The 26,458-nt window shown below is 52.1% G+C and carries 27 protein-coding genes; 14 read left to right on the top strand and 13 right to left on the bottom strand.

Annotated features, from left to right (window positions below; translation table 11 throughout):
- Nucleotides 1–2 precede the first annotated feature (2 nt).
- The 3 genes from P1U47_RS10010 to slmA are packed head-to-tail and all read left to right on the top strand — an operon-like array spanning nt 3 to nt 4,019.
- Nucleotides 3–2,438 (top strand): phosphomannomutase/phosphoglucomutase, encoded by a 2,436-nt coding sequence (locus tag P1U47_RS10010; RefSeq protein ID WP_301028681.1) that lies wholly within the window; start codon nt 3–5, stop codon nt 2,436–2,438.
- 40 nt (nt 2,439–2,478) lie between these two features.
- Nucleotides 2,479–3,390: an acetylglutamate kinase gene (gene argB / locus P1U47_RS10005; RefSeq protein ID WP_301028679.1), complete on the top strand. Its 912-nt coding sequence runs from the start codon at nt 2,479–2,481 to the stop codon at nt 3,388–3,390.
- A gap of 44 nt (nt 3,391–3,434) precedes the next feature.
- Nucleotides 3,435–4,019, top strand: a complete 585-nt coding sequence (gene slmA, locus P1U47_RS10000; RefSeq protein WP_301028678.1) for a nucleoid occlusion factor SlmA — start codon at nt 3,435–3,437, stop codon at nt 4,017–4,019.
- A gap of 23 nt (nt 4,020–4,042) precedes the next feature.
- Here the strand turns inward: slmA and P1U47_RS09995 are convergent, their stop codons facing one another.
- Nucleotides 4,043–4,705 (bottom strand): hypothetical protein, encoded by a 663-nt coding sequence (locus P1U47_RS09995; RefSeq protein WP_301028677.1) that lies wholly within the window; start codon nt 4,703–4,705, stop codon nt 4,043–4,045.
- A gap of 46 nt (nt 4,706–4,751) precedes the next feature.
- Nucleotides 4,752–5,405 (bottom strand): orotate phosphoribosyltransferase, encoded by a 654-nt coding sequence (pyrE, locus tag P1U47_RS09990; protein WP_301028676.1) that lies wholly within the window; start codon nt 5,403–5,405, stop codon nt 4,752–4,754.
- A gap of 325 nt (nt 5,406–5,730) precedes the next feature.
- Here pyrE and P1U47_RS09985 point away from each other — a divergent pair, with 325 nt between their 5' ends.
- On the top strand, nt 5,731–6,513 hold the full coding sequence (locus P1U47_RS09985) for an exodeoxyribonuclease III (RefSeq protein ID WP_301028675.1): 783 nt from the start codon (nt 5,731–5,733) through the stop codon (nt 6,511–6,513).
- A gap of 16 nt (nt 6,514–6,529) precedes the next feature.
- On the opposite strand, the gene rph is transcribed toward P1U47_RS09985, so the two are convergent.
- Nucleotides 6,530–7,246: a ribonuclease PH gene (gene rph, locus P1U47_RS09980; protein WP_301028673.1), complete on the bottom strand. Its 717-nt coding sequence runs from the start codon at nt 7,244–7,246 to the stop codon at nt 6,530–6,532.
- A 182-nt stretch (nt 7,247–7,428) separates the two neighbouring features.
- Between rph and P1U47_RS09975 the strand changes: the two genes are divergently transcribed.
- Nucleotides 7,429–8,280, top strand: a complete 852-nt coding sequence (locus tag P1U47_RS09975) for a YicC/YloC family endoribonuclease (protein ID WP_301028830.1) — start codon at nt 7,429–7,431, stop codon at nt 8,278–8,280.
- Between the two features lie 242 nt (nt 8,281–8,522).
- Here the strand turns inward: P1U47_RS09975 and P1U47_RS09970 are convergent, their stop codons facing one another.
- From P1U47_RS09970 to P1U47_RS09950, 5 genes are all read right to left on the bottom strand, one after another.
- The gene (locus P1U47_RS09970) at nt 8,523–9,872 is read right to left on the bottom strand and encodes a type II toxin-antitoxin system HipA family toxin (RefSeq protein WP_301028672.1); all 1,350 of its coding nucleotides are present in this window, start codon (nt 9,870–9,872) and stop codon (nt 8,523–8,525) included.
- Nucleotides 9,862–10,152, bottom strand: coding sequence for a helix-turn-helix transcriptional regulator (locus tag P1U47_RS09965; RefSeq protein ID WP_301028670.1), 291 nt, complete (start codon nt 10,150–10,152; stop codon nt 9,862–9,864). The genes P1U47_RS09970 and P1U47_RS09965 overlap by 11 nt, the downstream gene beginning before the upstream one ends.
- 289 nt (nt 10,153–10,441) lie before the next feature.
- A complete protein-coding gene (locus tag P1U47_RS09960) occupies nt 10,442–10,564 on the bottom strand; it encodes a hypothetical protein (RefSeq protein ID WP_301028669.1) in 123 nt (40 codons plus the stop codon).
- Nucleotides 10,565–10,596: 32 nt separating this feature from the next.
- Nucleotides 10,597–10,824, bottom strand: a complete 228-nt coding sequence (locus tag P1U47_RS09955) for a hypothetical protein (RefSeq protein WP_301028668.1) — start codon at nt 10,822–10,824, stop codon at nt 10,597–10,599.
- On the bottom strand, nt 10,821–11,126 hold the full coding sequence (locus P1U47_RS09950) for a helix-turn-helix domain-containing protein (RefSeq protein ID WP_301028667.1): 306 nt from the start codon (nt 11,124–11,126) through the stop codon (nt 10,821–10,823). Before P1U47_RS09950 ends, P1U47_RS09955 begins: the two co-directional genes overlap by 4 nt.
- A 344-nt stretch (nt 11,127–11,470) precedes the next feature.
- Here P1U47_RS09950 and P1U47_RS09945 point away from each other — a divergent pair, with 344 nt between their 5' ends.
- The gene (locus tag P1U47_RS09945; protein ID WP_301028666.1) at nt 11,471–11,683 is read left to right on the top strand and encodes a hypothetical protein; all 213 of its coding nucleotides are present in this window, start codon (nt 11,471–11,473) and stop codon (nt 11,681–11,683) included.
- A gap of 11 nt (nt 11,684–11,694) precedes the next feature.
- On the opposite strand, the gene P1U47_RS09940 is transcribed toward P1U47_RS09945, so the two are convergent.
- The 4 genes from P1U47_RS09940 to P1U47_RS09925 form a co-directional block, all read right to left on the bottom strand.
- Nucleotides 11,695–13,053 (bottom strand): tetratricopeptide repeat protein, encoded by a 1,359-nt coding sequence (locus tag P1U47_RS09940; RefSeq protein WP_301028665.1) that lies wholly within the window; start codon nt 13,051–13,053, stop codon nt 11,695–11,697.
- Nucleotides 13,054–13,170: 117 nt separating this feature from the next.
- A complete protein-coding gene (locus P1U47_RS09935; protein ID WP_301028664.1) occupies nt 13,171–13,617 on the bottom strand; it encodes a hypothetical protein in 447 nt (148 codons plus the stop codon).
- Nucleotides 13,614–14,390 (bottom strand): hypothetical protein, encoded by a 777-nt coding sequence (locus P1U47_RS09930; RefSeq protein ID WP_301028663.1) that lies wholly within the window; start codon nt 14,388–14,390, stop codon nt 13,614–13,616. The genes P1U47_RS09935 and P1U47_RS09930 overlap by 4 nt, the downstream gene beginning before the upstream one ends.
- 45 nt (nt 14,391–14,435) lie before the next feature.
- Nucleotides 14,436–14,993 (bottom strand): sigma-70 family RNA polymerase sigma factor, encoded by a 558-nt coding sequence (locus P1U47_RS09925; protein WP_301028661.1) that lies wholly within the window; start codon nt 14,991–14,993, stop codon nt 14,436–14,438.
- Between the two features lie 135 nt (nt 14,994–15,128).
- On the opposite strand from P1U47_RS09925, the gene P1U47_RS09920 reads away from it, so the two are divergent.
- The 6 genes from P1U47_RS09920 (at nt 15,129) to P1U47_RS09895 (ending at nt 23,357) form a co-directional block, all read left to right on the top strand.
- Nucleotides 15,129–15,716, top strand: a complete 588-nt coding sequence (locus tag P1U47_RS09920; RefSeq protein ID WP_301028660.1) for a DUF488 family protein — start codon at nt 15,129–15,131, stop codon at nt 15,714–15,716.
- A gap of 421 nt (nt 15,717–16,137) precedes the next feature.
- Nucleotides 16,138–19,383: a thrombospondin type 3 repeat-containing protein gene (locus P1U47_RS09915; RefSeq protein WP_301028659.1), complete on the top strand. Its 3,246-nt coding sequence runs from the start codon at nt 16,138–16,140 to the stop codon at nt 19,381–19,383.
- A 297-nt stretch (nt 19,384–19,680) separates the two neighbouring features.
- Nucleotides 19,681–20,298: a guanylate kinase gene (gene gmk / locus P1U47_RS09910; protein WP_301028658.1), complete on the top strand. Its 618-nt coding sequence runs from the start codon at nt 19,681–19,683 to the stop codon at nt 20,296–20,298.
- 83 nt (nt 20,299–20,381) lie between these two features.
- Nucleotides 20,382–20,645: a DNA-directed RNA polymerase subunit omega gene (gene rpoZ, locus P1U47_RS09905; RefSeq protein ID WP_301028656.1), complete on the top strand. Its 264-nt coding sequence runs from the start codon at nt 20,382–20,384 to the stop codon at nt 20,643–20,645.
- Between the two features lie 22 nt (nt 20,646–20,667).
- Complete coding sequence (locus tag P1U47_RS09900) at nt 20,668–22,848, top strand: RelA/SpoT family protein (RefSeq protein ID WP_301028655.1); 2,181 nt, start codon at nt 20,668–20,670, stop codon at nt 22,846–22,848.
- 125 nt (nt 22,849–22,973) lie between these two features.
- Nucleotides 22,974–23,357, top strand: a complete 384-nt coding sequence (locus P1U47_RS09895; protein ID WP_301028653.1) for a RidA family protein — start codon at nt 22,974–22,976, stop codon at nt 23,355–23,357.
- Here the strand turns inward: P1U47_RS09895 and P1U47_RS09890 are convergent.
- The gene (locus P1U47_RS09890; protein ID WP_301028829.1) at nt 23,354–24,250 is read right to left on the bottom strand and encodes a sugar nucleotide-binding protein; all 897 of its coding nucleotides are present in this window, start codon (nt 24,248–24,250) and stop codon (nt 23,354–23,356) included. The two genes, P1U47_RS09895 and P1U47_RS09890, sit on opposite strands and share 4 nt — an antisense overlap.
- Nucleotides 24,251–24,411: 161 nt before the next feature.
- Between P1U47_RS09890 and P1U47_RS09885 the strand changes: the two genes are divergently transcribed.
- Together P1U47_RS09885 and P1U47_RS09880 are read left to right on the top strand one after the other, a co-directional pair.
- Complete coding sequence (locus tag P1U47_RS09885; protein ID WP_301028652.1) at nt 24,412–25,410, top strand: NAD(P)H-quinone oxidoreductase; 999 nt, start codon at nt 24,412–24,414, stop codon at nt 25,408–25,410.
- Nucleotides 25,411–25,518: 108 nt separating this feature from the next.
- Nucleotides 25,519–26,457, top strand: coding sequence for a hydrogen peroxide-inducible genes activator (locus P1U47_RS09880; protein WP_301028650.1), 939 nt, complete (start codon nt 25,519–25,521; stop codon nt 26,455–26,457).
- Nucleotide 26,458 lies beyond the last annotated feature (1 nt).

The raw sequence follows: 26,458 nt of genomic DNA, 5'->3' as shown, positions 1-26,458 counted from the left end.
CGATGATAAAAAAAGCCTCAACCAATATTCCAAACAAAATACAGCAGGCTTCGCGCTTCTCCACATTACAACGCGACATTGTCATTTCTGCCATTTTCAGCATTGGCTGTGTAGTGGCTGCTTTTTATTGGATTCAGAATTTTGAAGAGCCTCGGGCGCTAACCCAGCGCATTAATACGGTAACGGCGAGCAGCGCCGACCACCAGCGCGTAATCATTCGCGAGGCCATTGCCCAGCTCAGCACTCGCATTCAGCACCAAGCGAACAATAGTGAGCTGAGCAAAGCACTTGCCGCCAATGACCGTAGTGCCCGCGACAGTTTTGAGCAGAGCTTACAGCGCGCGTTCCCAGAGGCTGTCGACAGTAAAATCATTGTCATCGGCCCGCAGGGGATTGCCGACGAGCGCAGTGAAACCGCGCGGCTGCGCAATAATATTGAAATCGACATGCTGCGCAAAAGTATTATTGGCGACAGCACCATTATTGAAGCCTACAGCCACAAAGACAGCTGGCTGATCTCTTTTGTTAGAAAAGTGGATAAACACGGAGCCATTTTTGTCACGTTTGATGCCAAGTATTTTGAGAAAATGCTCAGCAGTATTGCTGGCAACGCCGTGACCAACGAACTAATCCAAACCTACAAAACGCGGCGCGACACCGTAATCCGCCCCGCGAGTACAGAATATTTCGAAGCCATGCAAAGCCGAGTTTTGTCAGTACCCAGCTGGACTTTACAGGTTTACCCGCAGGCGCAAACAGTCGAAAACCTGCGCTCAGACACTACCTTGCTGTGGCTTATTTGCGTACTTTGCGTGGCGATTGTCGCCGCCAGCCATGCTGTATTTTTTGTTCGCGGCTACCGCCTGCCCAGCCCCGCGACACCAGCCCCCAAAAAGGTCGGCGCCGACAAGATCGAACCCGAAGGGCTAAATCTAGAGCAAGCGCTGGCACAAAAACTAGCCGCTAATCGCAGCCGCAGCGCCAGCCATCGCGACAATTTTCCCGCGCCAGACAGCTCACCACCACTTGCCGAGCTACAGCACGGCCGCCTAGCAAAAAGTGCCCCAAAAATATCCACCACGTGTTTCCGAGCCTACGATATTCGCGGCATTGCCGACACCGAGCTCGACGACAACAGCTGCGCAGCCATCGGCCGCGCCGTGGCCAGCGAGGCATTAAGCCGAGGCCAGAGCAAAATATTGCTAGGCCGCGACGGCCGCTTGAGCAGCCCCCGCATTCGCGAAGCGCTAGTATCTGGGCTGCTTAGCAGCGGAGTCGATGTGGTCGATCTCGGCTTAATTGCCACGCCAATGCTGCACTACGCCTGCCAATACCTGAATATTGGCAACGCCATTATGATTACCGGCAGCCACAGCCCCAGCAATTATAACGGTATGAAGATCAGCTTAGAGTTCCAGAGTTTGAGCGGCCAAGATATTCAAAAACTTCGCCAACGCATAGAAACTCAAGACTTTGCCGAGGGCGAGGGCAATTTAACTAACGACAGCATCGAGCAGCGTTATATCGACCGCATCTGCGGCGACGTAGTGATCGCACAAACCCTTAAAGTGGTAATTGACGCCGGCAATGGCGCCACCGCCCATATCGCCCCCGCTCTATTTGAGGAACTCGGCTGCGAAGTAATCCCGCTGTTTTGCGAAACCGACGGCAACTTCCCCAACCATGCGCCAGACCCAACAATTTACGAAAACCTCGCCGCACTGCGCGCTGCGGTGGCAGAACATCACGCCGATATTGGCATTGCCTTTGATGGCGACGGTGATCGCGTTGCGATTGTCAGCGCCAAGGGCGAGTGCCCACTCGCCGACAAATTAATGATGGTTTTGGCCCAAGACATGGTTGAACGCAACCCCGGCGCCGAAATTCTGTTCGACGTTAAATGCACGCGACTGCTGCCAAACTTGATTATAGAGCACGGCGGACGCCCCACCATGTGGAAGTGCGGTCACTCTTATATGAAGCGCAAAATGAGTGAAACCGGCGCATTGCTGGGCGGTGAGTTTTCTGGCCATATCTTTTTTAATGAGCGCTGGTACGGTTTTGATGACGGCATGTACACCGCCGCCCGCCTGCTCGAAGTGCTGACCTTGTCAGGCCGCACCATGGATGACGCCCTCGCCAGCCAACCCAGCCTACTCAGCAGCCCCGAAATAATTATTCCGGTGGCCGAGGATCGCAAGTTCGCAATTATTGAAACCTTTGCCGAAAATCAGGCGTTTACTGAAGTCACACTTACCGAAATTGACGGTTTACGGGTCGACTTCCGCCACGGCTGGGGCCTTATTCGCGCCTCTAACACCGGCCCCGCCATTACCTTGCGCTTTGAAGCAGACAGTGAGGCGGCACTGAGCCGAATCAAAAATGATTTCAAGGATTTGCTGGCAAGGATTGATCCCAAGCTGGCAGATAGTCTTTAATAGGCGTCTTTTTTCGCCACCGACCGCACGAGATCCCACCATGTCTATGAGTCGTACCGCCGCTGGGGATGTTGCCCGCGTACTAACCGAAGCCCTTCCCTATATTCAGCGCTTCACCAACAAAACCATTGTGGTTAAATTTGGCGGCAACGCCATGATCGACGACAAACTCAAAGAGCAATTTGCTCGCGACATCGTGCTCATGAAGCTGGTTGGCATGAACCCGATTGTGGTTCACGGCGGCGGCCCGCAAATCGGCGACCTACTCAAGCGCCTAGCGATTGAATCGCATTTTGTTGACGGCATGCGCGTTACCGACACCGCCACCATGGACGTGGTTGAAATGGTATTGGGCGGTTCGGTGAACAAAGAGATTGTGTCGCTGCTCAACCGCAATGGCGGCAAAGCAATTGGCCTAACCGGCAAAGACGGCCAGCTTATTCGCGCCAAAAAGCTTGTGGTTACCCAGCGCACGCCAGACTTGGCAAAAACCGAGATCATCGACATTGGCCATGTTGGCGAAGTTGAGGCGATCAACACCGAAGTATTGGATATGCTGGTTAACAGCGACTTTATTCCAGTCATTGCGCCCATTGGCGTAGGTGCAGATGGCGCGTCTTACAACATTAACGCCGACTTAGTTGCCGGCAAAGTCGCCGAAGTACTCAAGGCCGAGAAACTGATGCTGCTCACCAATATTGAAGGCCTGATGGACAAATCAGGCAAGGTGTTAACCGGCTTGACCACCGAACAAGTAGACGCCCTGATTGCCGACGGCACCATTTACGGCGGTATGCTGCCTAAAATTGGCTGCGCACTTTCTGCCGTTAATGCCGGCGTCACCAGCGCCCACATCATCGACGGTCGCGTGCCCCACGCCGTGTTGTTGGAAATTTTCACCAATACCGGTGTTGGCACCCTGATTACCAACACCCAAAAATTGCTCGACTAAATTCATTAGCACTAAGCTCAGCACCACAAGGTTATCTATACCGTATGAATAAACGTCCTTCACGACGCGAAGAAATTCTGCAAGCATTGGCCACCATGCTCGAAAGCCAACCAGGCACCCGCATTACCACCGCTAAATTAGCGGCGCAAGTGGGGGTGTCGGAGGCGGCGCTGTACCGGCATTTCCCGAGCAAGGCCAAGATGTTCGAGGGATTAATCGAGTTTGTGGAAGACGCCATATTCAGCCGTGTCACTCTGATTCTTGGCGAAGAAACTCAGGCGCTTGCGCAAATAGCCAAGATCCTGCAGTTGCTGCTGACCTTCACCGAGCGCAATCCAGGCATTACCCGAATATTTAACGGCGACGCGCTGGCCGGCGAGAATGAGCGCCTGCGCGGCAGGGTCGCGCAATTTTACGACCGCCTAGAAACCCAGCTCAAACAAATTTTGCGCGAGGCCGAACTGCGCGAAGGGCTTCGCACCCGCATTACCGTCAACAGCACTGCTAATTTGCTGATTGCCGCTGCCGAGGGCCGAATTGGTCAATTTGTGCGCAGCGACTTTAAGCGCCAGCCTACCGAAGGCTGGGACGAGCAATGGCAACTGCTCAGTGAAATAATGTTCCGCTAGCCGCCAATTTCAGCGCGCTGAGTTTATTTTTTGGGTTTGGCGTAATAATGCCGCCGTAGATCAACCTGGTCCTGCAGATCGGCAAAGCGACGCTTATCCCGCTCGTAGTTATTAGCAACCTCTTCAAGCTCTTCTTGGCGAGACGTAATATGCTGTTCCGTGGTGGTAATTTCCCGCCGCAACGACGCCAAGGTATCGCTTAGCTCACTCGGCACCGCAAGCCCTCGGCGCTCTAATTCAGCCGCCTCCGCTTGGTTGCTATACACCTGCTGCTTAATGACCGAAAGATTGCTTTTAAGAATCGAAATCCGCACTTTAATATCATTTATCGCACGCTTTTTGGCGACATCGATATCCTGCACATTGCTATAACGGAGCAGCAAAGATTCATCCCATTTACGGGTTTTCTCGTCGGCGGCAGCCCGCGCTTCTTCAACGCCAAACTCCAACTCGCGGGCTTTGCGCTCCTCGTCGCTCATTCTTGGCGCAACAGTTTTAACCACCGTGCCATCTAAGCGAATAATGTCGTAGCCACGAGGAACCGCGCTGGGGGGCACGCTGCTGTCGATAACCACCGTGCCATTGGGGCCTGGATAGCGATAGTAAATGCTCTGGGCATTAGCCTGAATCGCAAACAGGCCAGACCAGCACAAAACTAGCGGCAATAAAACCCGAGCAGCGATCACAGTAAAACTATCTCCCCATTGAGCACTAATGCACTTATTACTGCAGTTATATCGCAACGCCATAGCGCTCACGATACGCATTGATACGTGTAACCAGCGCATCGTCACCCGCAGATTCCGACAAGTAAGCCACAATATCGTTTAAACCAACAATGCTTACCACGGCCAAATTGGCGTCCTGCTCTAGCTCCTGAATAGCCGAGCGCTCGCCTTGGCCACGCTCTTGGCGGTCTAGGCCAATTGCCACCCCCGCCACCGCAGCGCCCTCGGCGGTAATCATGGCAATGGCTTCGCGAATAGCGGTGCCGGCAGTGATCACATCATCAATAATCAATACCCGACCACTTAGCGGCGCACCCACCAAAGTGCCACCCTCGCCGTGATCTTTCTTTTCTTTGCGGTTATACACATAGGGCACATCTCGCTGATGATGCTCAGCCAGCGCACAGGCCGTCACCGCCGCCAGTGAAATACCCTTATACGCGGGGCCAAACAGCACATCAAACTGCACGCCAGAGGCAACAATCGCATCAGCATAGCAACGGCCCAGCGCCGCCAGCGCCGCGCCACTGCAAAACCGGCCAGCATTGAAAAAATAGGGGCTAACGCGACCAGATTTAAGGGTGAACTCACCAAAACACAGCGCTTCGCTTTTGATTGCCTGCTGAATGAATTGCTGCTGATAATGCTTAATGCTCATTTATACGTCCAATAGCCAAAGAGATTAAAATATAGACACCCATTTTACCCAGCTCCTGAAAAAAGCTCACCTATGACACGTTTTGCTCGGAAATATCTCAACAAGCGTGATCAATCCAGTGTTTTTTAACAGATATTTCTTGCCGCGATTGTTGTCAATAAGGTTTCATTGTAGTCTAACGCCTTGTTTATATCGAAAAATCAGCCACTCTATTGCTGAACGCCACTTTTGCATTAAGGTTTGGCGTATTTACTCGCTATAAGTTCTTAGCGCTACGCTAAAAGCTTGGTCACCACGGCCTCGTTATCGACACGATAGGAAACACATGAGAATCATCAGCTTTTGCGCTGACAGCATTGTAGATGCTGCAAAAAAAGGCTTCTTCGACTGGGTCACCAAGCAGGATGCCGATATTATCTGCATTCAGAACTTGGGCATCGCCGAATACAAACTTCGCGACGATGTGTATTTCCCACGCGACTACAATCCCTATTTCTTCGATGCCGCCGACGGCAAGCACAATGGCGTGGCCATTTACTGCCGCAAATTGCCCAAGGCCATCATGACCGGTTTGGGGTTTTTAGATTTTGATATGGACGGTCTCTATATTCAGGCCGACTTTGACAATATCAGTATTGGCAGCCTACTCGCGCCCAGCGCAGAAGAAGGTGACAGCGCCGGCTTAATCCGCAAAAACCAATTCTTTGAACAGTTTGGCAACCACCTGACCAAAGTGCGCAACAAACGCCGCGATTTCATTATTTGCGGCAACTGGAACATTGCCCATCGCGGCATTGATATTCAGGATATTCGCGGCAACCACGGCAAACCCGGCAGTTTGGCCGAAGAACAACAATGGATGGACCGCCTGTTCAGAGAACAGCAGTACGCCGATGCGTTTCGCCTAATCAATAACGATCCCGACGAGTTTAGCTGGTGGCCAGACGGCGAACCAGGTGAGAACGGCTGGCGGGTAGACTACCAAATCACCTCCGAGCACATGACGCCACGCGTTGAATACGGCGCCATTTACAAGGTGCAGCAATTTGGCAAGCACGCCCCCGTTATTATGGATTACGACTTTGAATTGCCAGAGAGCCCCTTCTAAGGGCTCTCTGCGCCACTCAGGCCAGCGCCGCGCGCTGCGCCTCGATTAACTCAGCAATACCTTTCTCGGCTAAATCCATCATCGCATTCATTTCAGCGCGGCTAAACGTGGCGCCCTCTGCGGTGCCCTGCACTTCAATAACACCGCCCTTATCGTCCATCACCACATTCATATCGGTTTCGGCATTGGAGTCCTCGGCGTAATCCAAATCCAGCACCGGCACACCTTTGTATACCCCGACCGAAATCGCGGCAACTTGCTGCTGTAGCGGATTACCAGTAACCAAACCCTTCTTCTGTAGGCTGGCAATTGCATCCGCCAGCGCCACATACGCACCAGTAATCGACGCGGTGCGCGTGCCACCGTCGGCTTGAATTACGTCACAATCCAAGTAAATCGTATTCTCGCCCAGCATCGTTAAATCAATGGATGCGCGCAATGAGCGACCAATCAGGCGCTGAATCTCTTGGGTGCGACCACTCTGCTTGCCCCGCGCCGCCTCGCGGTCCATGCGGCTGCCCGTCGAGCGCGGCAGCATGCCGTATTCCGCGGTCACCCAGCCCTGACCTGAACCACGCAAAAAGCCCGGTACGCTGTTTTGTACCGACGCGGTGCAAATTACTTTGGTATTTCCCATTTCAATCAATACCGAACCCTCGGCGTGACAGGTGTAATTGCGGGTAATTGTTACCTGACGTTTTTCATCACTGGCGCGCTCGCTGGGTCGTGTCATCATCATTTTCCATTGGCAATATAAAGTGTGGCGCGAATTATACCTGTCATCCAAGCCCACCCCCAAGCATCCATCGCGACGAGTCCAAACCCAAAATCAAATCAGTACTGAAGAACAGCAATAAAGAGTTTAGAATAAACCCTCTAATTTATTCGCAGGGGAAGACATTGACTACCAGCAGCATGACCGCATTTGCCCACCAGCAATCTGACTACCCCTGGGGCAGCGCCACTTGGGAGCTGCGCTCGGTCAATCACCGCTACTTGGAACTGTCTTTCAAATTACCAGAGAGCTGGCGCAATTTAGAACCCAGCCTTCGCGACGCCCTGCGCAAAAGCCTACAACGCGGCAAAGTTGAGTGCGCCCTCAAGGTCCAACTGCACAACCAACAGCAAGAACTGCAACTCAATAATGTGCTCGCCAAGCAAATACTGGACGCCGCTAACAAACTCAAATCTGATATCGCCCACGCCGCGCCCATCAACGTTTTTGAATTATTGCGCTGGCCAGGGGTGCTCGAACCCCAAAGTGTCGACGGCGACGCCATTAGCGGCCAACTGCTCGATGGTTTTCAGCAAGCCCTTGCCGAACACATCGCCCATCGCGAGCGCGAAGGCCAAGCTCTGGCAGCGCTAATCACCCAGCGTCTCGACAGCATCAGCACCATCGTCGCCGATATTCGCGGCAAAATGCCCAGTATCGTTGTTGCCCAGCGCGAAAAGCTCCAACAGCGCCTAGCCGAGCTGCAAGTAGAACTCGACCCAGACCGCCTAGAAACCGAAATTGCCCTAATCGCCCAAAAGGCCGATGTAGACGAAGAGCTCGACCGCCTCGACACCCACGTTAAAGAAGTGCGCCGCGTGCTAAGCAAAGGCGGCGCCAGCGGCCGCCGCCTAGACTTTTTAATGCAAGAGCTAAACCGCGAAGCCAATACCCTGTCGTCCAAAGCCGTGGTATCAGAAAGCACACAGGCTGCCGTAGAGTTAAAGGTGTTGATTGAACAAATGCGGGAGCAAATTCAAAACATCGAATAGTTTTTTTACCCGTCCAAGAATGTCTTCGAAGCCCTGTTACTTGCTTGTAAATACAGGGCTTTTTTATTTTTCCCGTCCAAATCGGTTTGCAGATGTCCGCTACCAACTACATACTGCCCCAAAAGCCCAAGGGATGGTGTACTACTTTGAGTTTTCCTACTCAAAACTCGGTTTCGGTGAGTCGTATGGATTGAGTCTTGATATGTCGACCCGATCGAGATTTGTTAATGTTTGTTTTATCTTCATTGAAAAAGCGCTGCATTTTCCTGTTTGCGCTGATCCAATGTCTTAGCAATCGCAGACACTGTCGTTTTACTGATCCCTAGTTGCTGTGCAAGATAAGTAAATTGGCTGAGTGCTTCTGCGACTTCTTCAATAACTTGCCTTGCATCATGCCAATTCCTATAGCCTGCACTTGCTGCAAGTTTTTGCATCACCTTTATCGTCGGAGCTTTACCATAACCGCCAAATGCGGTGGCGTGTTCGTTAAATGGATGCGGACTATAAGTGACATCGTAAAAGGGCGCGGGCTGCCACTGGCCGTCATCCGCTTGCAAAAAAGCCCAGTTTTTACTGTGATCGTCTTGGTTAGACGACAGTAGGTTAAAAATGGCACGGCGAAACTGCAGCTGCCCAGCGGCTGGGGATTTACACAGCTGACGACTGGCTTTGATCAAATCAATATAGTCTAAACTTGGCGTTCGGAAATCTGCATCTAGCAGACCGCAGGCGCTGTGCATATGCAAGCGGCCTGTGTTGTGCTTACTAACTAAATCGGTCTCTTCAACGACATAATCAAAACGCTTGAGTGCTAACCACGCAGGCGCACCGCTTGTATGCGGCGCTTCAATGAGCTGCCAGAGCGGGGGTTGACACTTTGCCTGCTCGGCCATTTGCAAATAGACAGCCTCACACAAACCTTCTTCATGCCCGAGCGCTAGATTTTTCGAGGTAAACTTGATTAGCCAAGCTTCATCACCGGATTGAGCAAAGGTTCGACAATGCTGAGTTTCCCCAGCAGGCATATAAATCTGCGCCTTTGGTCTTGCTCCACCCGAACTACCCCCAGCGACTAGCGCGGCCAACACGTGTTGAGTATGCCCATCTAAATCATCGTGGTTGCTATCCATATAATCTGGCATTGAAGCATCGAATAGCGTTTGCGCTTCTAAGCCCAACGCAGCTAAATCAACGTCAGCCTGCGTCGCGAATGAAAACTCAGACACCGGAGAAAAAGAGAGCGCTCCCATGCCTTTATCACCGACAAAAGCCAGCCTATCCATCGCTGTTAATTGATTGGGTAGAATGCCTTTTTGCCGGAAAATACGATCTTGCAACAGCATGCCCCAACCATCGGGCAAACAATCCCCAAATACGCCATGCACACCTCGGTGCGGCTCTTTAAGTGCCGCTTGAACTTGCGTATTAGCGTGTAAAGTAAAAGGCGATAAATTGCCAAACTGCTGCAAATAGCTGTCTGCATACTGAAAAAAAACACCTTGCCGATTCTGGGCCAAGACCCCAACAGCTATCTGCTCACCTGAGCTTAACGTACGGGTTACGGTGAGTTTTTGAATGGGTTTAAAACGCATCTTTTAGCACCTCATCAATGCTAGTGGGCATAGCAGTGCGTTCTTTGCTAGGTTGTGTGAGTTGATAGAGCCTGTCTAGCGAATCAAGTGTCTGCCAAAGCAACAGCAATTGGCGAAATGAAATTTGCCCAGTCAACTCAAACTTCTTAATGGTGGCCGCAGGTACACAGCTTCGCTCTGCCAATGCCGCTCGTGACAGTTTCGCGCGTTGGCGTAACTCACGCAAATAAGCAGCATAGGCTTGGCTCACATCGGTATCATCAAGTAAGGTGAAATTCATCCGAAACAACTCATTAGATACAGTTATGTCCATTATAGTGATAAAAAGCCAAAAATGGATACTATTATATCCACAAACAGAAAAGGTATTGAAAATTTACTCGATAAAACCTTTCAAAACCGCTATTTTTTAACCCTAACATCAGCATGTAAACGGCACTGTTTTTCCATTACTCACCACTAAGTTTTAGTAAAAGCCATAGGCAAGTGCTGGGCAGTTTGGTGGGCAAACAGGCATTTTTGAACGGTTTCTTTTCGATAACTTATTGAGTTTGTTAAGGTCTAGGCCGCTACTCAATGAGCAGATACAGAATTCGGTAGGCGTCATGTACGCCAAGTAAGTAATCAAGTTCCGTCAGCCGACTATTCGCCCGAATCCCCTTACGCGCTTCAATGGCGGCACGGCGCTGCATCAAAATGCGACCCCAGCGATCTGGTGATGAGTCTAAAAAGCACGGAAATTTTTATTTGCTTCGTCATTGTAGAGTTCACCTGCGTGCAGGGTCAGCATGGGGTCAATTTGCAGGCGGTAGGGCGACGTTAAAAATGCCTTGTCATACGAAAAACTAAAGACACCGCCACGACTTGAGTCGCTATAGGCAAGATGGCCTAGTAATAAGGGCTCTTCAATAGGGTGCCAGCCTGCATACACTCCCACCACTTCACGGCTCATTTTGAGCCTTCCAGCAGCTTGATGTTTTGCAACTTAATACCTACCTCGTCGTGAGCAGCCATTTCAGCAAAGTTGTTCTCCATTCCCAGCACTGCCATGATTTTTAAATACGTGCCTATGGCAACACCTGGATCGCCCGCGAAGGCCTTGTTTATCGTTTTATGATCAAACCCTGTTCGCTCGCACAGCATCTTTTTAGTAAAGCCGCGACGCTTCATGGCTAACAACAAATCCTCGCCAAAATGCGTGAGAATTTTGCGCTGCTTGGGAAACAACACATTGTGTAAATCTCGCCTTGCCATACCACCACCCTACCGGACTGTATTCCCAGTTTTAATCCATTAATGGGAATATAGTCCTATATCTATAGCCACACAACTATCTTATTATTTTTATGGGACTATATTCCCATATGGGCGATTAAAGCGGGAATATTGTCCCAGTTTGCGTTCGAAAACGAGCCATTCCGTAAACGCCAAATTAGGCGTAACTCGTTCAGATAGCGCAATTTTCCGGCCTTCAACCGTTTTGAATAATGATTCTACTGCAAAGCACTGCCCAGCTCGGTGTGTCGATCTCGCACACAACTAGGCCGACGCGGCCTAGTGAATAGGTTGCGGCCAACTACCACTTTGTTCGCCACGAGGTGTTTCAACAAAAGTTGGGGGATTTGGGCTTTTTAGAGCTCGCCCAAGTATTTGATAATTTCTACGGTACTTCGCAAGCGTGGGTAGAATCAGGGCTGGCCCGTGGCGACGATGTGATTCTGGAAATTGACTGGCAGGGCGCCCAACAGGTGCACTGCTTAATGCCGCCAGCCGTGGCCTTGTTATTCTGCCGCCGTCGCGCGAGAACCTAAACGAGCGCTAATTAGTTTTGCCACACTACCCCGAACAACACGATATTCTGGCTATAGTCATAATCTTTAATGCTGGAGCTATTTTTTAAGGACTCCCACGATAGCTCCAAGGAAAAGTTTTCAGAAACACGTCGGGCAATATTAATTTCCACGACTGTACGCGTGTCGTCCCTAAGCTCGGTGCTGCCATCGCCGAATATATGGGCATCGCGATAGCGGCTGTCGCGATAGCGGCCCTTGGTCGCGAAACGCCAATCACCACGGTGGTACGACCACTGCGCGATTATGGAGTGACGAACAGCGGAGTAGCTCGTAAACGTCGTCGTCGCAAGGAGCATTGGCTCACCCTGAGCATCATTTTTGTCTTCACTCTCGTAGCGATAGCCCAGCTCCCAGCGATGGCCCGCGACATGTTTTAATAGCTTGAGATCGAGCCGCACGGTGTTACCGGCATAAGCTTGGTATTCTCGATTTCGCTCAGCGGCGTGACTGTAACGGACGCCATATTTTAGCCTGCTCGCTTTATTGAATCGGTGTTCGTTTAGCAGCTCAACACTAGAAGACAATAAATAGGCCTCGCCACCAATAGCAGACTGATCTACCCGAAGACCTAGCTGCAGGCGCTGCCTTTTTACAGGCGACAAATGTTTTAAGAGGCCAAGCGACGCAACATCGACATCGTAGTCTGATGCCTGATCAAATTGGGAGCGGTATACCCCAACATCAAAGGCCCAATTGTGGTCGAAATCTGGTGAGCTGTAACGGGCCACGGAAAAATTGGCTTCGGTGAAGGTATCGCTTGCCTGACTAGCGGTGTCATCCGTCAGGGTAACAATATTGTCGTTGCTACCATATCCCAAGCCGGCATTTAGCAGCCAACCATCGGCAGCGATTTCTGCTGGGAATACTTGCCCTTTTATCTGCGCTTCAATTTGCAAATAGTTTCGGTACGCCAACATCGCAATTGCATCCGACTCCGACGCGCTGGCAAGCACATAAAGGTGGTTTTGGGCTGCAGTTAAATTGCCAAGCTTCGCTTCGGTCAAGGCTAAATTAAGCCGCACCAGCTCTGAGCTGGGGTTTTGTTGATGAAGTTTTGCAAACAGACTTTTCGCACGCCGCCAATCTTTGAGTTTGTAATAGCAAACAGCAAGATTGTAAGTGGTACCAACACTCGGCGCGCTCTTGTCAATTTGCCGGTATAAGCTGAGAGCGTGCTGATAATGACCTGAGGCAAACGCCGCTGCGGCTTGATCTGACAACGCCGCCTCTGGCGTGCTGTCATCCCCAAAAGAAATTCCGCTGCAACAGAGAACGGCAAACAAAACAAGGCACTGCCGAAGCAACACCGGCGACAAGATCCGTTTCAATAGTTTTCTCCATTCCAGCTTGCGCTTAATAAAACTAACGCAAAAAAGCGCAAACGCACTTTCGTGGTTTGCGCAAGCACCTCAGAATCTGATGTCTTTATTCCAGCTTAAGCATGATCAACGCAGAGGGCCTAAACGATTATCTCTGCGCTGCTCTCGAACCGCTTCCCGCTGTTCTTTTAGCGCTTCGGCAAGATCATCGTGGCTATCAATATACGCTTTTAACTCTTCCCTTACGGCCAAGCGTTCGTCACGTAATTCCGACAGTAAATCAAGCAGCGCCTCCTGATCGCCACTTTCTCTTAGTGCCTTCAGCTCTTGATAGTTTTCTCTACGCTGTGCTCTCGCTGCGTCCAACTGTTCCTGTGTTATATCGCCGTTTTCAAGCATATAGCTCGTTACAATATCCCGCAGTTTGCCCCGTTCACCGCTGGGTTCAAACTCAATATCGTTACTTGAAATAACATTCATGGTGATGTCATTAACTTCGATGTTGTCTTGCGCATGTGCGCCTATACTCGTCATCGCAGAAAATAAAACTGCAACCGCAACTACTCGCTTCATACCAACCTCCAAAACTCATTCACTAACTGGGTAAACCTAGGCGCGTTTTTCAAAATCGCTCCTTGGCCTCTTATCTGAGGTGGTGCCAGATCAATGTCTAGCTCAAAATCCTTTTTACTTTCTATATAAATTAACGAAGCCGCCAGCGTGACGCTGCCAGCAAACTCCGCAAAACTATCCACATTAAGTGGCAAAACAATGGTATTACTGCCCTTCTTCAAAGACACCGACCAATCTATTTGCGAGAGCTGCTCTTGGCCTCGCAAGGAGACGTCAGCCGGTAAATTGAACACCAAGCGGGCGTTTTCCATATCTTCCGGCACATTAATCACAATCGTTACATTCTTTTGCCAAGCCCACTCGTCGGCCAAATAAGCCGCGTTTGGCAATTTCTCCCCTAGCTCAACCACACGCGGCGACATTGACTGAACAGCTGACGGAAAAGATGGCTCAAGGGGCAATTCACGCCAGCCCACGATGACCGCAATCGCCACCAGCGAGGCTGCTAGTGCCGTATTCAACAACATACCGCGGTGACGCTGTTGATCCAGTCGGCTTTGGCTCGCTGCCAAGCGGACCATCGTGGCGGCTCTGCGGCTTTCCAGCGCCGGCGCCCTAGCCGCCTTCATAACAGCAAGATATTGCTGATGCCGCTCAAGCCTCGCGCTACACGCACGGCAAGTGGCCACATGAGCAGTAAAAACGCGGGCGTTCTCACTTTCGCCGTCATCTAAGTAATCATCCAATAAAACATCAACGTCACTGCAAATCATGCTGCCTCCAAACCGGCTCTCTCTTGGCGCACGGCTTTTCTATTGCTATTCGGTATAACGCGCTGGCTCATCAAAAGGATGCACATCAAAGCGCTTTTGTAATGTTTTTCTGCCTCGGTGCAGATGCGATTTCAAGGTTCCCAGCGGCATCCCCAATGTTTCAGAAAGCTCCTTCAGGGTGTAGCCCTCAATATCGTGCAGTGAAATAACCATTCGCTGCTCCGCAGATAACATATCCAGCTCTTGGCGCAGCTGATCATGCAAGTATTGGGTTTCCTGCGAACTCTCCAGCGCAGGGAGCTGCAGTGCTGGAGTATCAATATCATCAAACTGCGGCGAGGCCTTCGTCTTGCGATAGCGATCAACAAAGCGATGATAAAGCGAACGGCTCAGCCACGCCCGCCGCACTGGGGCTGCGCGCAACGTGTCTTGTCGCTGGTAGGTTTCCACCAGCAACTCTTGGAGCAGGTCCTCCGCTTCATCTTCGTTTCGACTGTACTGATAAGCCTGCCGGTACAGCGCATCGATGTGCGGCGCGATCATCTCCTCAAAGCTGTCAGCGGTGGAGTGGCGCCGTTTAAAAAAAGAAATCACCTTACTCATGTATGAGCTTCAGTCGTCCGTGCTGCGCAGGCATTGTGTGGCCACCGTTTTATAACTGCATTTACTATTAATAACGTAAAATCCCAACAAATAGTTGCAGCTGCAGAGCTTAATCTGCAATTTTTCGGAGATACCATGTCAGAACTCTACACCATCGGCTATGCCACCAAAGATCTGGACGTATTTCTGGCGCAGTTAGACATTCTAAATATTAACGCCATTGCCGATGTTCGCTCGGTTCCTTATAGCAAAGTATTCCACAACTATCATCGTGAAAACCTCGCCCGCAGTTTGAAGGCGCGGGGTATCCACTATGTTTATCTAGGCGAGGAGCTAGGCCCTCGCTCAAAAGACGACGCCCACTATAATAATAGCGGCCAAGTGCAATTTGAACGCCTGCAGGGCTCGGCGCTTTTTCAGCAAGGGGTTCAACGACTCTTCACCGGCCTTGACAAAAAGTTGACTATTAGCCTGCTTTGCGCAGAAAAAGACCCCGCTATTTGCCACCGCAGCTTGCTTATTGGTCAATATTTATTAGCCGAACATCGGTTGGATATTCAACATATTTGTCACAACGGCAAAATCGAAACCCAGCGCGATTTAGAGCGCCGACTGATGACCGAAAATGACATTAGCGCGGACATGCTGACACCAGAGTGCGATTGCCTATATTTGGCTTGGCAAACGCAAAATAGGCGCTTTGCTTATCGGCGACCAGAGTAACAATTACTGGGCAAGAAAACGTAAACCCACCTGCAAGCCCGTCACCGTCACAATGCCCAAGCTAACTCCGGTTTGGAGCTCGGCCTTTTCTTAATCGACTTTACAATTTTCTAGCCTCTGCAATTTTACTGCGCATACCGTGCAACCTTTTTTGCATCCGCTTCGTTATCTCTCATAAGTGAAACCAATATTTAAATAAATGTTGGTGACAAATTTCGTCGGCTTATCGCAAGGCGTCTCTGCACAAGGAAATTTCCATGGATGGAACAACCACTAAAAAAAGTCTTCGCGGCACTCCCCATGCTGAGGCAAGGCGCTATGGCCTAGCCGATCAACATTATTAACTTAGCGCGGAGTTCAAACCGCAAACACAAACCGGAAATCGACCGGTCACCTAAATTAAGATAGCGAGGATACAGCTATGTTATTAAGACTTTCGTTTATCGCCTTACTCATTATTAACGCCCTCGCACTCGGGGGCTGTGGCGGTAGCAGCAGTTCGAGCGGCGGTGGCAGCCCCGTCATCAATACTGACATCGACAATGATGGTATTAGCGACGAATTGGATAACTGCCCCGCAGTGGCAAATGTCGATCAAGCTGACGCGGATGGAGACAACATCGGCGATCTCTGCGATGACTCCGACAGCGATGGCATCATCGACCCTGAGGACAATTGCGCCGCAATTGAAAATCCAAATCAAAGCGATGCTGACAGCGACGGTATTGGCGACGTCTGCGACGATTCAGACAATGATGGCCTAAGCGATGCAGTCGATAACTGCCCAGCGGTAGCCAATCCTCAGCAAACCGACAGCAATAGCAATGGTATCGGCGATGCCTGTGAAGATTCCGACAGCGACGGTATTGTTAACACCGCCGACAACTGCCCTAGTACCGCCAATACTAACCAGCTCGACAGCGACGGCGATGGCGCCGGCGACGCCTGTGATAACGACAGCGACAACGATGGCGTGATGGATAGCGGCGATAACTGCCCTGCCACGGCCAACCCCGACCAATTAGACTCAGATGGCGACGGGATTGGCGATGCCTGCGCCACCGATCAGGACGGCGACGGGGTTAGCGACAACCTCGATAACTGCCCATCGGTGAGCAATGCCAATCAAGCAGACAGCGACGGTGATGGCATCGGCAATAGCTGCGATGACTCTGATCTAGACGGCATTGTTGACGCCGTCGACAACTGTCCTATCAATAGTAACAGTAGCCAACAAGATGCTGACAACGATGGCTTTGGCGATGCCTGCGACAGCGATACTGACGGCGACAGTGTTGCCAATAATGAGGATAACTGTCCGATGGTGGCTAATCTTAGCCAAACCGACAGCAACGGCAATGGGCTTGGTGACGCCTGCGATAATGACCAAGACGGCGATGGCCTAGATGATGACGGCGACAATTGCCCAGCAATTGCCAACCCCAGTCAAAGCGACAGTGATGGCGACGACATCGGCGATCTCTGCGACGACAGTGATGCTGACGGTATTAATGACGCAGCGGATAACTGCCCATTAGTGAGCAACAGCAATCAGCTGGATATTGATAGCGACGGTGCAGGCGATGTTTGTGACGACGATGCCGACGCCGATGGCATCAGCAATAACGCCGACAATTGTCCCTTGGCTGCCAACCCCAATCAGGCCGACAGCGACGGGGATGGTATTGGTGATAGCTGCGAAAATGATCTCGATGGCGACGGCATCGCAGACAATATTGATAACTGCCCCACCGTTGCAAATACGACCCAGAGTAATTACGACGGCGACAGCTTTGGCGATGCCTGCGACAGCGATGCCGACGGCGACGAAGTGGCCGACGATATCGACAACTGCCCCCTGCCCAATCCCTCCCAGATCGACAATAATGGTGATGGCCTAGGCGATGTTTGCGGTGTACTTGGTATTGCCACCAACTACGAATGCAACGCTGGCAGCCCTGCAGGCACGACGGTAGTCGCCATCGAGAGCGGCCTAATCTGCGATGCAACGGATCTCACCGACCCCCTGTTTGACGGCTGCTCAGTGATCGCTGCCGACAATGCTATCGACAACGACCCAGACTCCTTCGCCATTGTGAACTACTCGGCAGGCTTGCTGGACCTAGTCCTCGGCGACGATGGCCTGCTGAACGTCAGCGGTTCGCAAACCCTGCAAGCCAACTTCCCCAACGCCATCCCCGCGGGCCAAGTCGCTGGCTTTATTATTCGGGTACCGGGCGGCACGCTAGACCTGTCCTTGCTGCGCAGCTTTACCGTTACGACCTATCTTAACGGCGAGCAAAATGGCAGCGCCGGCATCACCAAAGGCATTGAACTCTCGCTACTGGGAATAAAAACCATTGGAACTGAAATCAAATATCTTTTGGGTTTTATCACCTCGGCACCCTATGACCGCATCGAGTTTAAGGTAGACGCGAATCTACTCACCCTCGATTTAACCGAAGCGGCCTACGTCTATGAGGCCTGCACTGGCGCCGAGAGAAAGGTCGGTGGTATTGATGGCGACCCTACCACCTCATTGCCAGCCCTGATTAGCTATTTGCAACAAAGCCAAGACCCCGCTCAAGCCTTGCTGGCTTTATTGGCAGAATGGAGCCCAGGAGCCGACCCCGTTATTGCCTTGGTGTCACTGCTTGAAACCGTGGCACCAGACTTGAACACAGTAGATGCACTGGTCAGCTTGCTCAACGGGCTAGGAGTTGACTTGGTGCAGACCTTGGTCGAGCTGCTGGATGCGCTAAGCACCAGCGGCGAAAGTCTATTAGCGAACTTAGTCGACTTGCTGGCGGCGCTAACAACAACAGGCGCGAGTCTGGTTGATACCTTAATCCAACTACTCGACCCACTGGGCGAAAATCTGGTCGACACCCTCGCCCAGCTTCTCGCGGCTGTAGATCCGCTCACAGATAATCTAGTAGATACCTTAGTTCAGCTTCTAGAAGCGCTAACCAGCACTGCTGACCGCGTGGTTGATACTTTAGTAACAATACTAGAAGCCCTAGACGACGATCTTGTTGTAGCCCTGGGCAATCTGTTAACCGTACTTGGCGACAATACTATCGACACGCTAATCCAGCTACTCGACGGACTTGCCGCCACTGGTGAAAGTCTGACAGACACGCTGGCAGTGCTACTACAAGCGATTGGCACAAGCGGCGAGGCAGTAGTGAGCACCCTAGTTGACCTACTTGATGAACTAGGCGAAGACGTGGTTATTACGCTCACCGCACTCTTAGAGGCGCTCGCGCCAGTAGGAGAAAGCTTGATCGATACCCTTGTCGTACTTCTCGATGCCGTTGGTGAGACCGGAGAAACGCTAGTGGTAACACTAAATCATTTACTGGTGGCGCTCTCTGAAACCCTCAACGTGGTCGTAGTGGAAACACTCGCCGAGCTGCTACAGGCACTCACTGACGTCGGCGAAGAGCTCGTTACGACACTGGTTGACCTGCTAACGGCCGTTGCCGAAGAGCTAAACCTTTTAGCCGTATTGCAAGGTATCCTAGGCTTAACGGGAGATGCCCTACGCAACACCCTAGACGCTTTGGCCTATTTGCTTAATCCAGCAGACCCAGAATCATTCTTGCGGGAACTACTAGCCCTCGTGCCCGGTTTAGCTGATGTACTTGGCGACCTGCTTGACTAATAAGCTGGCAAAATAAACCTACCACCCTGAAACCTCAGCCAACTGGGGTTTCAGTCCACACCCCGCCCTAACAACGCCCCCGTTGTTTCGCATATAAACCTGGCCCGCGAGTACCGCAAACTGGCAATTAATGGGTCACTCTTCGCAAAACTCTTCATCTGCAAATCTGCATCTGGCTTTAAATTAACGCCACAGATCGACCCGCGTCCGTGACGCCCTCCCAATCAGGTCGTATAATCCTGTAAATCATCGCGCAGCCCCCGCCGCGAGCACAATAACGAGGACGACCCCGTCGCTATGCAAAGTCAAGGCACGCTCTATACCATTTCAGCGCCCTCTGGGGCTGGAAAAACCAGTTTGGTGGCGGAATTGCTAAAACGCACTCCCCAGCTTAGCGTGTCGGTATCCCACACCACGCGGCCAATGCGACCCGGCGAGCAGGATGGGGTGAATTATCACTTTATCAGCCATGAGGTGTTTCAGCAGATGCTGGGGGAATCGGCCTTTTTAGAGCACGCACAGGTATTTGATAATTTCTACGGTACTTCGCAAGCGTGGGTAGAATCAGAACTGGCCCGTGGCGAAGATGTCATTCTGGAAATTGACTGGCAGGGCGCCCAGCAGGTGCGCCGCCTAATGCCGGAAACAATCGCGATTTTTATTCTGCCGCCGTCACGAGAAGCCTTAAATGAACGCCTTACCGGCCGCGGTCAAGACGACGACAGCGTCATTCAACGCCGCATGGACGCCGCTGTGGCCGAGATGTCGCACTATGTTGAAGGCGATTATGTGGTCATTAATGACGACTTCAACACCGCACTCGGCGATTTAGAGGCGATTATTCGCGCCCGCCGCCTGCAGCTCGACAAGCAACAGAACAGTCATAGCGCCCTGCTTGCCGCCCTACTGTCATAAGCCCCCGCTTTTTGGTAGACTGCCAAGTAATTAACAGCGCGCAATTTGTGCGCTGATTTTGTTTAGTCTGCAGGAAACACATCATGGCCCGAATTACTGTTGAAGACTGCCTACAAGCCGTCGATAATCGCTTTGAATTAGTTATGGTCGCCAGCAAACGCGCCCATGCTCTGGCAACTGGCGGCAAAACTGCGCTAGTACCTGAAGAAGGCGATAAGCCAACGGTTATTGCACTGCGTGAACTGGCTGAAGGCAAAATTACCCGCGAACAAGTGATGGCTGCCAACAAGCACGACGATGAGCCAGAAATCGATCTGGGCGCTGAATTGGGCGCCGCTTCACTGTAATTCGCGTCTGAAAGGGGCGTCGATGCATCAATACAGTTTTTTCAATCCAAGCAGCGGCACTAGCGTGCCGGCCGGATCGATCGACGCCCTCGCTATTTCCCTTGCCGAATACCTCACCACCGAACAGGTCAATCAGGTTCGGCGCGCCTACTATTACGCCGAACAAGCCCACGAAGGCCAAAATCGCCGCAGTGGCGAAGCGTATGTAACCCACCCCCTCGCCGTTGCCTGCATTCTTGCTGAAATGCACATGGACGTTCAAAGCTTGATGGCGGCTATGCTTCACGACGTTATTGAAGACACCCACGTCACCAAACAGGGCTTAAGCAATCAATTTGGCGAGGTGGTGGCCGAGCTTGTCGATGGGGTTTCCAAGCTAACGCGAATTGAGTTTCAGTCTAAGGCCGAGCAACAGGCCGAGAATTTCCAAAAAATGGCGCTGGCCATGGCCAAGGATATCCGCGTTATTTTGGTCAAATTGGCCGACCGCCTGCACAATATGCGCACCCTCGGTGCTATGCCCCAAGACAAGCGCCGGCGCATCGCCAAAGAAACCTTAGAAATTTACGCGCCAATTGCCCAGCGTTTGGGCATGCACAATATTCGGGTAGAATTTGAAGACCTAGGCTTTATGTCTATGCACCCCATGCGTGCCCGACGCATTCGCAAGGCCATTACCACCCGCTTTGGCGACCGCAAAAAGACCATAAGCAGCATTAAAGAAAATATTGAGAATTGCCTGACCGAAGAAGGTCATACGGCCAATGTGATCGGCCGCGAAAAGCATCTGTTCAGTATTTACAGCAAAATGCGCAACAAGCGTAAGTCGCTTAAAGAGATCATGGATCTCTATGCTTTTCGCATTGTGGTGGATTCAGTCGACAGCTGCTATCGGGTTTTAGGCTGTGTACACAGCCTCTACAAGCCGGTGCCCGGCCAGTTCAAAGATTATATTGCCATTCCCAAGGCCAATGGCTACCAGTCTTTACACACGGTGTTGTTCGGCTTAGAAGGCGTGCCGATTGAAATTCAAATTCGCACCCATGACATGGAAGACATGGCCAATAACGGCATTGCCGCTCACTGGCTGTACAAAAGCACCGAACAAGACCCCAAACGCAATTCCAGCCACGCCCGCGCCCGCCAATGGGTACAGGGCCTGCTAGAAATGCAGGAGCGCGCTGGCGACTCCTTAGAATTTATCGAGAATGTAAAAATCGATTTATTCCCCGACGAGGTGTATGTATTTACACCCCGCGGCGACATTATGGAATTGCCCGCTGGCGCTACCGCCGTCGACTTTGCCTACGCGGTACACAGCGATATTGGTAATAGCTGTGTGGCCTGCCGCATTAACCGCCGCCTAGCACCACTGTCGGAAACCTTGCAAAGCGGCCAAACGGTAGAGGTCATCACCACCCCAGGCGCCCAGCCCAATCCCGCGTGGCTGCATTTTGTGGTTACCGCCAAAGCCCGCACGGGTATTCGCCACCACCTGAAATACCAGCGCAAAAACGAAGCCGTTACCTTGGGCAAGCGCATGCTAGAGCGCGCGCTGGCCAGCATGAACGAGAACATTGCCGACTTTGAAGGCAAGTACATCCAGCAGTTAATTGAAACTACCCACGCCAAAACCCCAGACAATGTTTATGAGCAGATTGGCATGGGCAACCGAGTTGCCTACTTAACTGCGCGCCAGCTGCTCAATTTGCGCGACGATATCGCCGACGGCGACGCCCTGCGACCGCCACCAACTCGGCAGTCTATGGTTATTCACGGCACCGAAGGCTTCTTGGTTAACTTTGCGCGCTGCTGCTACCCCATTCCCGGCGACCATATTATTGGCATCGTCAGCTCCGAAAAGGGCGTGGTGGTGCACTGCGAAAACTGCCACAACAGCATTGAGTTAAGCAGCCAGCCCGACCGCGTAGTACCTCTGAGCTGGGCCGAAAATATCGAGCGCGACTTCTCGGTAGAAATGAAAATTGAACTAACCAAACAACGCGGCATTATTGCTGTGTTAGCTACCCGCGTAAACGGCGCCGATGGCAGCATAGAAAAAATTAGTGTAGAAGACGAAAACGCCAAAATCAGTACTATTCACCTTATTGTCGGTGTGCGCTCGCGGGTGCATTTGGCCAATGTAATGCGCCGGATTAGAAATATTCCGGCGGTGATTAAGGTAACGCGGGAAAGGCATTGATCAGCCAGACGCTTGATGGGAGACGGTAAACGCAAAAGCCGCTTATCTTGGCATCTCCCGTCTCCCGTCCAGCATTAAGCAATTCCACTAATCAATATCAATCCTGAAACTAGGAAGCAAACCCCATGAGCACTAAAGAATACATCAACACCCTTCACGCCCCCGAGGCGATTGGCACTTACTCGCAAGCGGTAAAAGTGGGTAATACGGTTTACCTGTCGGGTCAGATTCCCTTGGTTCCAGAAACCATGACCATGATCGAGGGCGGTATTGTTGAGCAGGCCACCCAAGTTTTTCACAATCTTGCAGCAGTGGCAGATGCCAGCGGCGGCAGCTTGAATAACGCCGTTAAGGTTAATATTTCCTTAACCGACTTGAGCGTATTTGCTCAGGTTAACGAGGTAATGGCTAAGTTCTTTAACGAGCCCTACCCCGCGCGCGCCTGTGTGCAAGTTGCGGCCCTGCCCCGCAACGCGCTGATTGAAGTCGAAGTGATTCTCGCGCTTTAATCGCTATTTTGCGCTTTTCCGGTACTAGCCCGCCATGCGCGCAGTACCGGTTCAAAGCCGCTGCGAAATGTTGGGTACTTCAATGCGTAACCGCTGGCACGCAGCCGAGCATTTACGCAGCGCTTGCTGCCGGTGCGCGCAATAGGCTCACCCTTGCTGGCGTAGGCCACATCTAATTGCTCTGCCAACCAGCCCTGCACATCTTGAATACTCGCCGCCTCGTCATCAACGCCAACATAGCAATTTTCAAGCTCGTCGCCCTCCTCAGCCTTATTAATTAAATGCGCAATAAAGCCAACGCAGTCGTCGCGGTGGATGCGATTGGTGTAGTGCAGCGGTTCTGCCGGCGCGCAGTCGCCCGCCAAAACTTTATTTAGCATAAAGAATCGACCCGTACCGTAGATACCACCAAAGCGAATATTGCTATACGGCCAGCCGGTGGCGGCAATAGCACGCTCGCCTTTTAATAAGCTTTGCCCAGAAAAACGATCTGGACTGGTTTCGCTCTGCTCATCAATCAGGTCGTGATTAGCCTGAGCGTAAACACCGGTGCTCGACACAAAAAAGATACGCTTAGGCGCCGTCGCAATCGCGGCCACTATATTCGCCAAACCCTGCTCAAACACCGCAGCATAGCCCGCGGCGTTATTGCCGGCCGGCGTTAAGGTCACCACCACATAGTCGGCCTGCAAAGGGCCAAGAGCCGCAATACTGCGGGGCTCACACACATCTGCCGACAGCGGTTCAATACCTGCGGCCAGTTTAGTAATATCACGGCGCAGGCCCTGCACCTGCCAGCCGCGCGGCAAAACTACTTGCGCTAGGCCATTGCCGATGTCACCACAGCCAATAATCAGTAACTTCTTTTGCTTGGTCATCTCGTCGTCACGCATCGCCAAACTGCTCTCCTAAATTTAATTTACCAACGTTGCACGCTGGCAATTGGCTCAGTTGCTTCGGTCTTCGCTATACTGGCCCACATCTTTTTTGCTAGGTTTAAGTGGCCACCCTAAACGCCGACGCAGAGCTTAGCACTTTGACCCCGAGGACGACCATGTCAACGATTCCCGCCACCCGCCGCATTGTCATCGTAAATAGCGAAGATCACAGCCTTAGCCTCGGCACCGAAGCCATGCCGACCCCTGCCGCCAACGAAGTCCTCATTAAAGTGATTGGCGCTGGTGTTAATCGCCCCGACTTAATGCAGCGCTATGGCTTATATCCACCGCCAGCCGGCGCCAGCCCCATATTGGGATTGGAGGTTTCTGGTGAAGTCGTGGCAGTCGGCAGCGAGGTCAGCCGCTGGACGGTTGGCGATATGATCTGCGCACTGTGCAATGGCGGCGGCTATGCCGATTACACCGTGGCTCCTGCCAGCCAATGTCTGCCGATTCCAAAAGGCCTGTCGGCGCTCGATGCCGCCGCCCTGCCCGAGACCTTGTTCACGGTATGGCACAATGTTTTTCAGCGCGCCAAATTACAAGCTGGCGAGCACTTTTTGGTTCATGGTGGCAGCAGCGGCATCGGCACCACCGCCATCTGCCTAGCCACCGCGATGGGCGCCAAGGTGTATACCACCGCCGGCAGCGAAGCCAAGTGTGCAGCCTGCGAAGATCTCGGCGCCATTAAGGCGGTCAATTACAAAACCGAGGCCTTCGAAACTGTTCTCGCCGAAGCTTCAGACGGCCACGGCATGGATGTGATTCTCGACATGGTCGGCGGCGACTATATCCAAAAGGACATTAAGCTCGCCGCTGCCGACGGCCGCATTGTGTTTATTGCCTTTCAGGCCGGCTTTAACGCCGAACTCAATTTTGTGCCAGTCCTCATGAAGCGCCTCACTTTAAGCGCCTCTACCCTGCGCGCCCAAAGCGGCGAACAAAAAGCGCAAATGGCGGCGGAGATTGAAGAGCAGGTACTGCCGCTGTATAGCAATGGCAAAATGAAGCCGGTAATTGACCACCTATTTCGCTTTGAAGAGATCGCCGCCGCCCACGCCCGCATGGAAAGTGGCGCACATATCGGCAAAATCCTGTTACGATTTGAAGACTAATCTAAGCGACTGACATAAAAGAATAAATTGCCTTTTAAAGACGGCGAGGTACTATTAGACGCCATAGCTATTAACTATTAGGCTTTTGCCGTTAAGCAGGTATCTTTTATGACGCTGACCGAACTGCGCTACATTATTGCCCTGAAAGATTCGGGGCATTTCGGCAAAGCGGCAGAAAAATGTTTTGTCAGCCAGCCCACCCTAAGCGTGGCCATAAAAAAGCTGGAAGACGAACTCGGTATCTCGCTGTTTGAGCGCAACCGCGGCCAAATCAAAACCACACCGGTAGGCGAGCAAGTTATTCGCCAAGCGCGGGTGGTTCTTGAGCAAGCCGATCATATTCGTGAACTGGCCAATCAGGGCCGCGACCCGCTTGGTACGCCGCTCGCCATCGGCGCGATTCACACCGTTGGCCCCTATCTTTACCCGCGCTGTATTCCGTTGATTCGCGAATACGCGCCGGAAATGCCCTTGTACATCGAAGAAAATCTTACCGGCGTACTGCGCGAACGCCTGCGCGCATCCCAGCTCGACGCGATTATTGTGGCGCTGCCTTTTAACGAACCCGATGTGGTTACCCAGCCGCTCTACGAAGAACCCTTTGTAGTGCTACTACCCTGCGACCATCCCTTGGCCGCCAAAAAAGCCCTGCACCACGATGACCTGCTCAATGAAAACGTGTTGCTACTCGGCGAAGGCCACTGCTTTCGGGATCAGGTTATGGCGGCCTGCCCAGGCTTGCGGCAAACCTTTGCCAATGGCGACCGGCTCTTGCAGTCTGTGGTGGAAGGCAGCTCCTTAGAAACTCTAAAGCACATGGTGGTTTCTAAACTCGGTATAACCATTTTGCCCTTGTCTGCCGCGCAAGTTGCCCCCTACGGCGACGGTGTATTGTGCACACGACCCTTTGCCGACCCCGCGCCAACCCGCACCGTGGCACTGGCATGGCGAGCCAGTTTTCCCCGTCACCAAGCGGTGGATGTCATTAGCCGCGCGATTAAAGCCACCGCGCCCGCGCTAACTACTTTGCCCAGCGCAAAAGCCTAAG

The sequence above is a fragment of the Zhongshania sp. genome, from assembly GCF_029212375.1.
Lineage (GTDB): Bacteria > Pseudomonadota > Gammaproteobacteria > Pseudomonadales > Spongiibacteraceae > Spongiibacter.
Note: the sequence above shows the minus strand (reverse complement) of the source record. Positions and strands in the feature narration are given on the sequence as shown.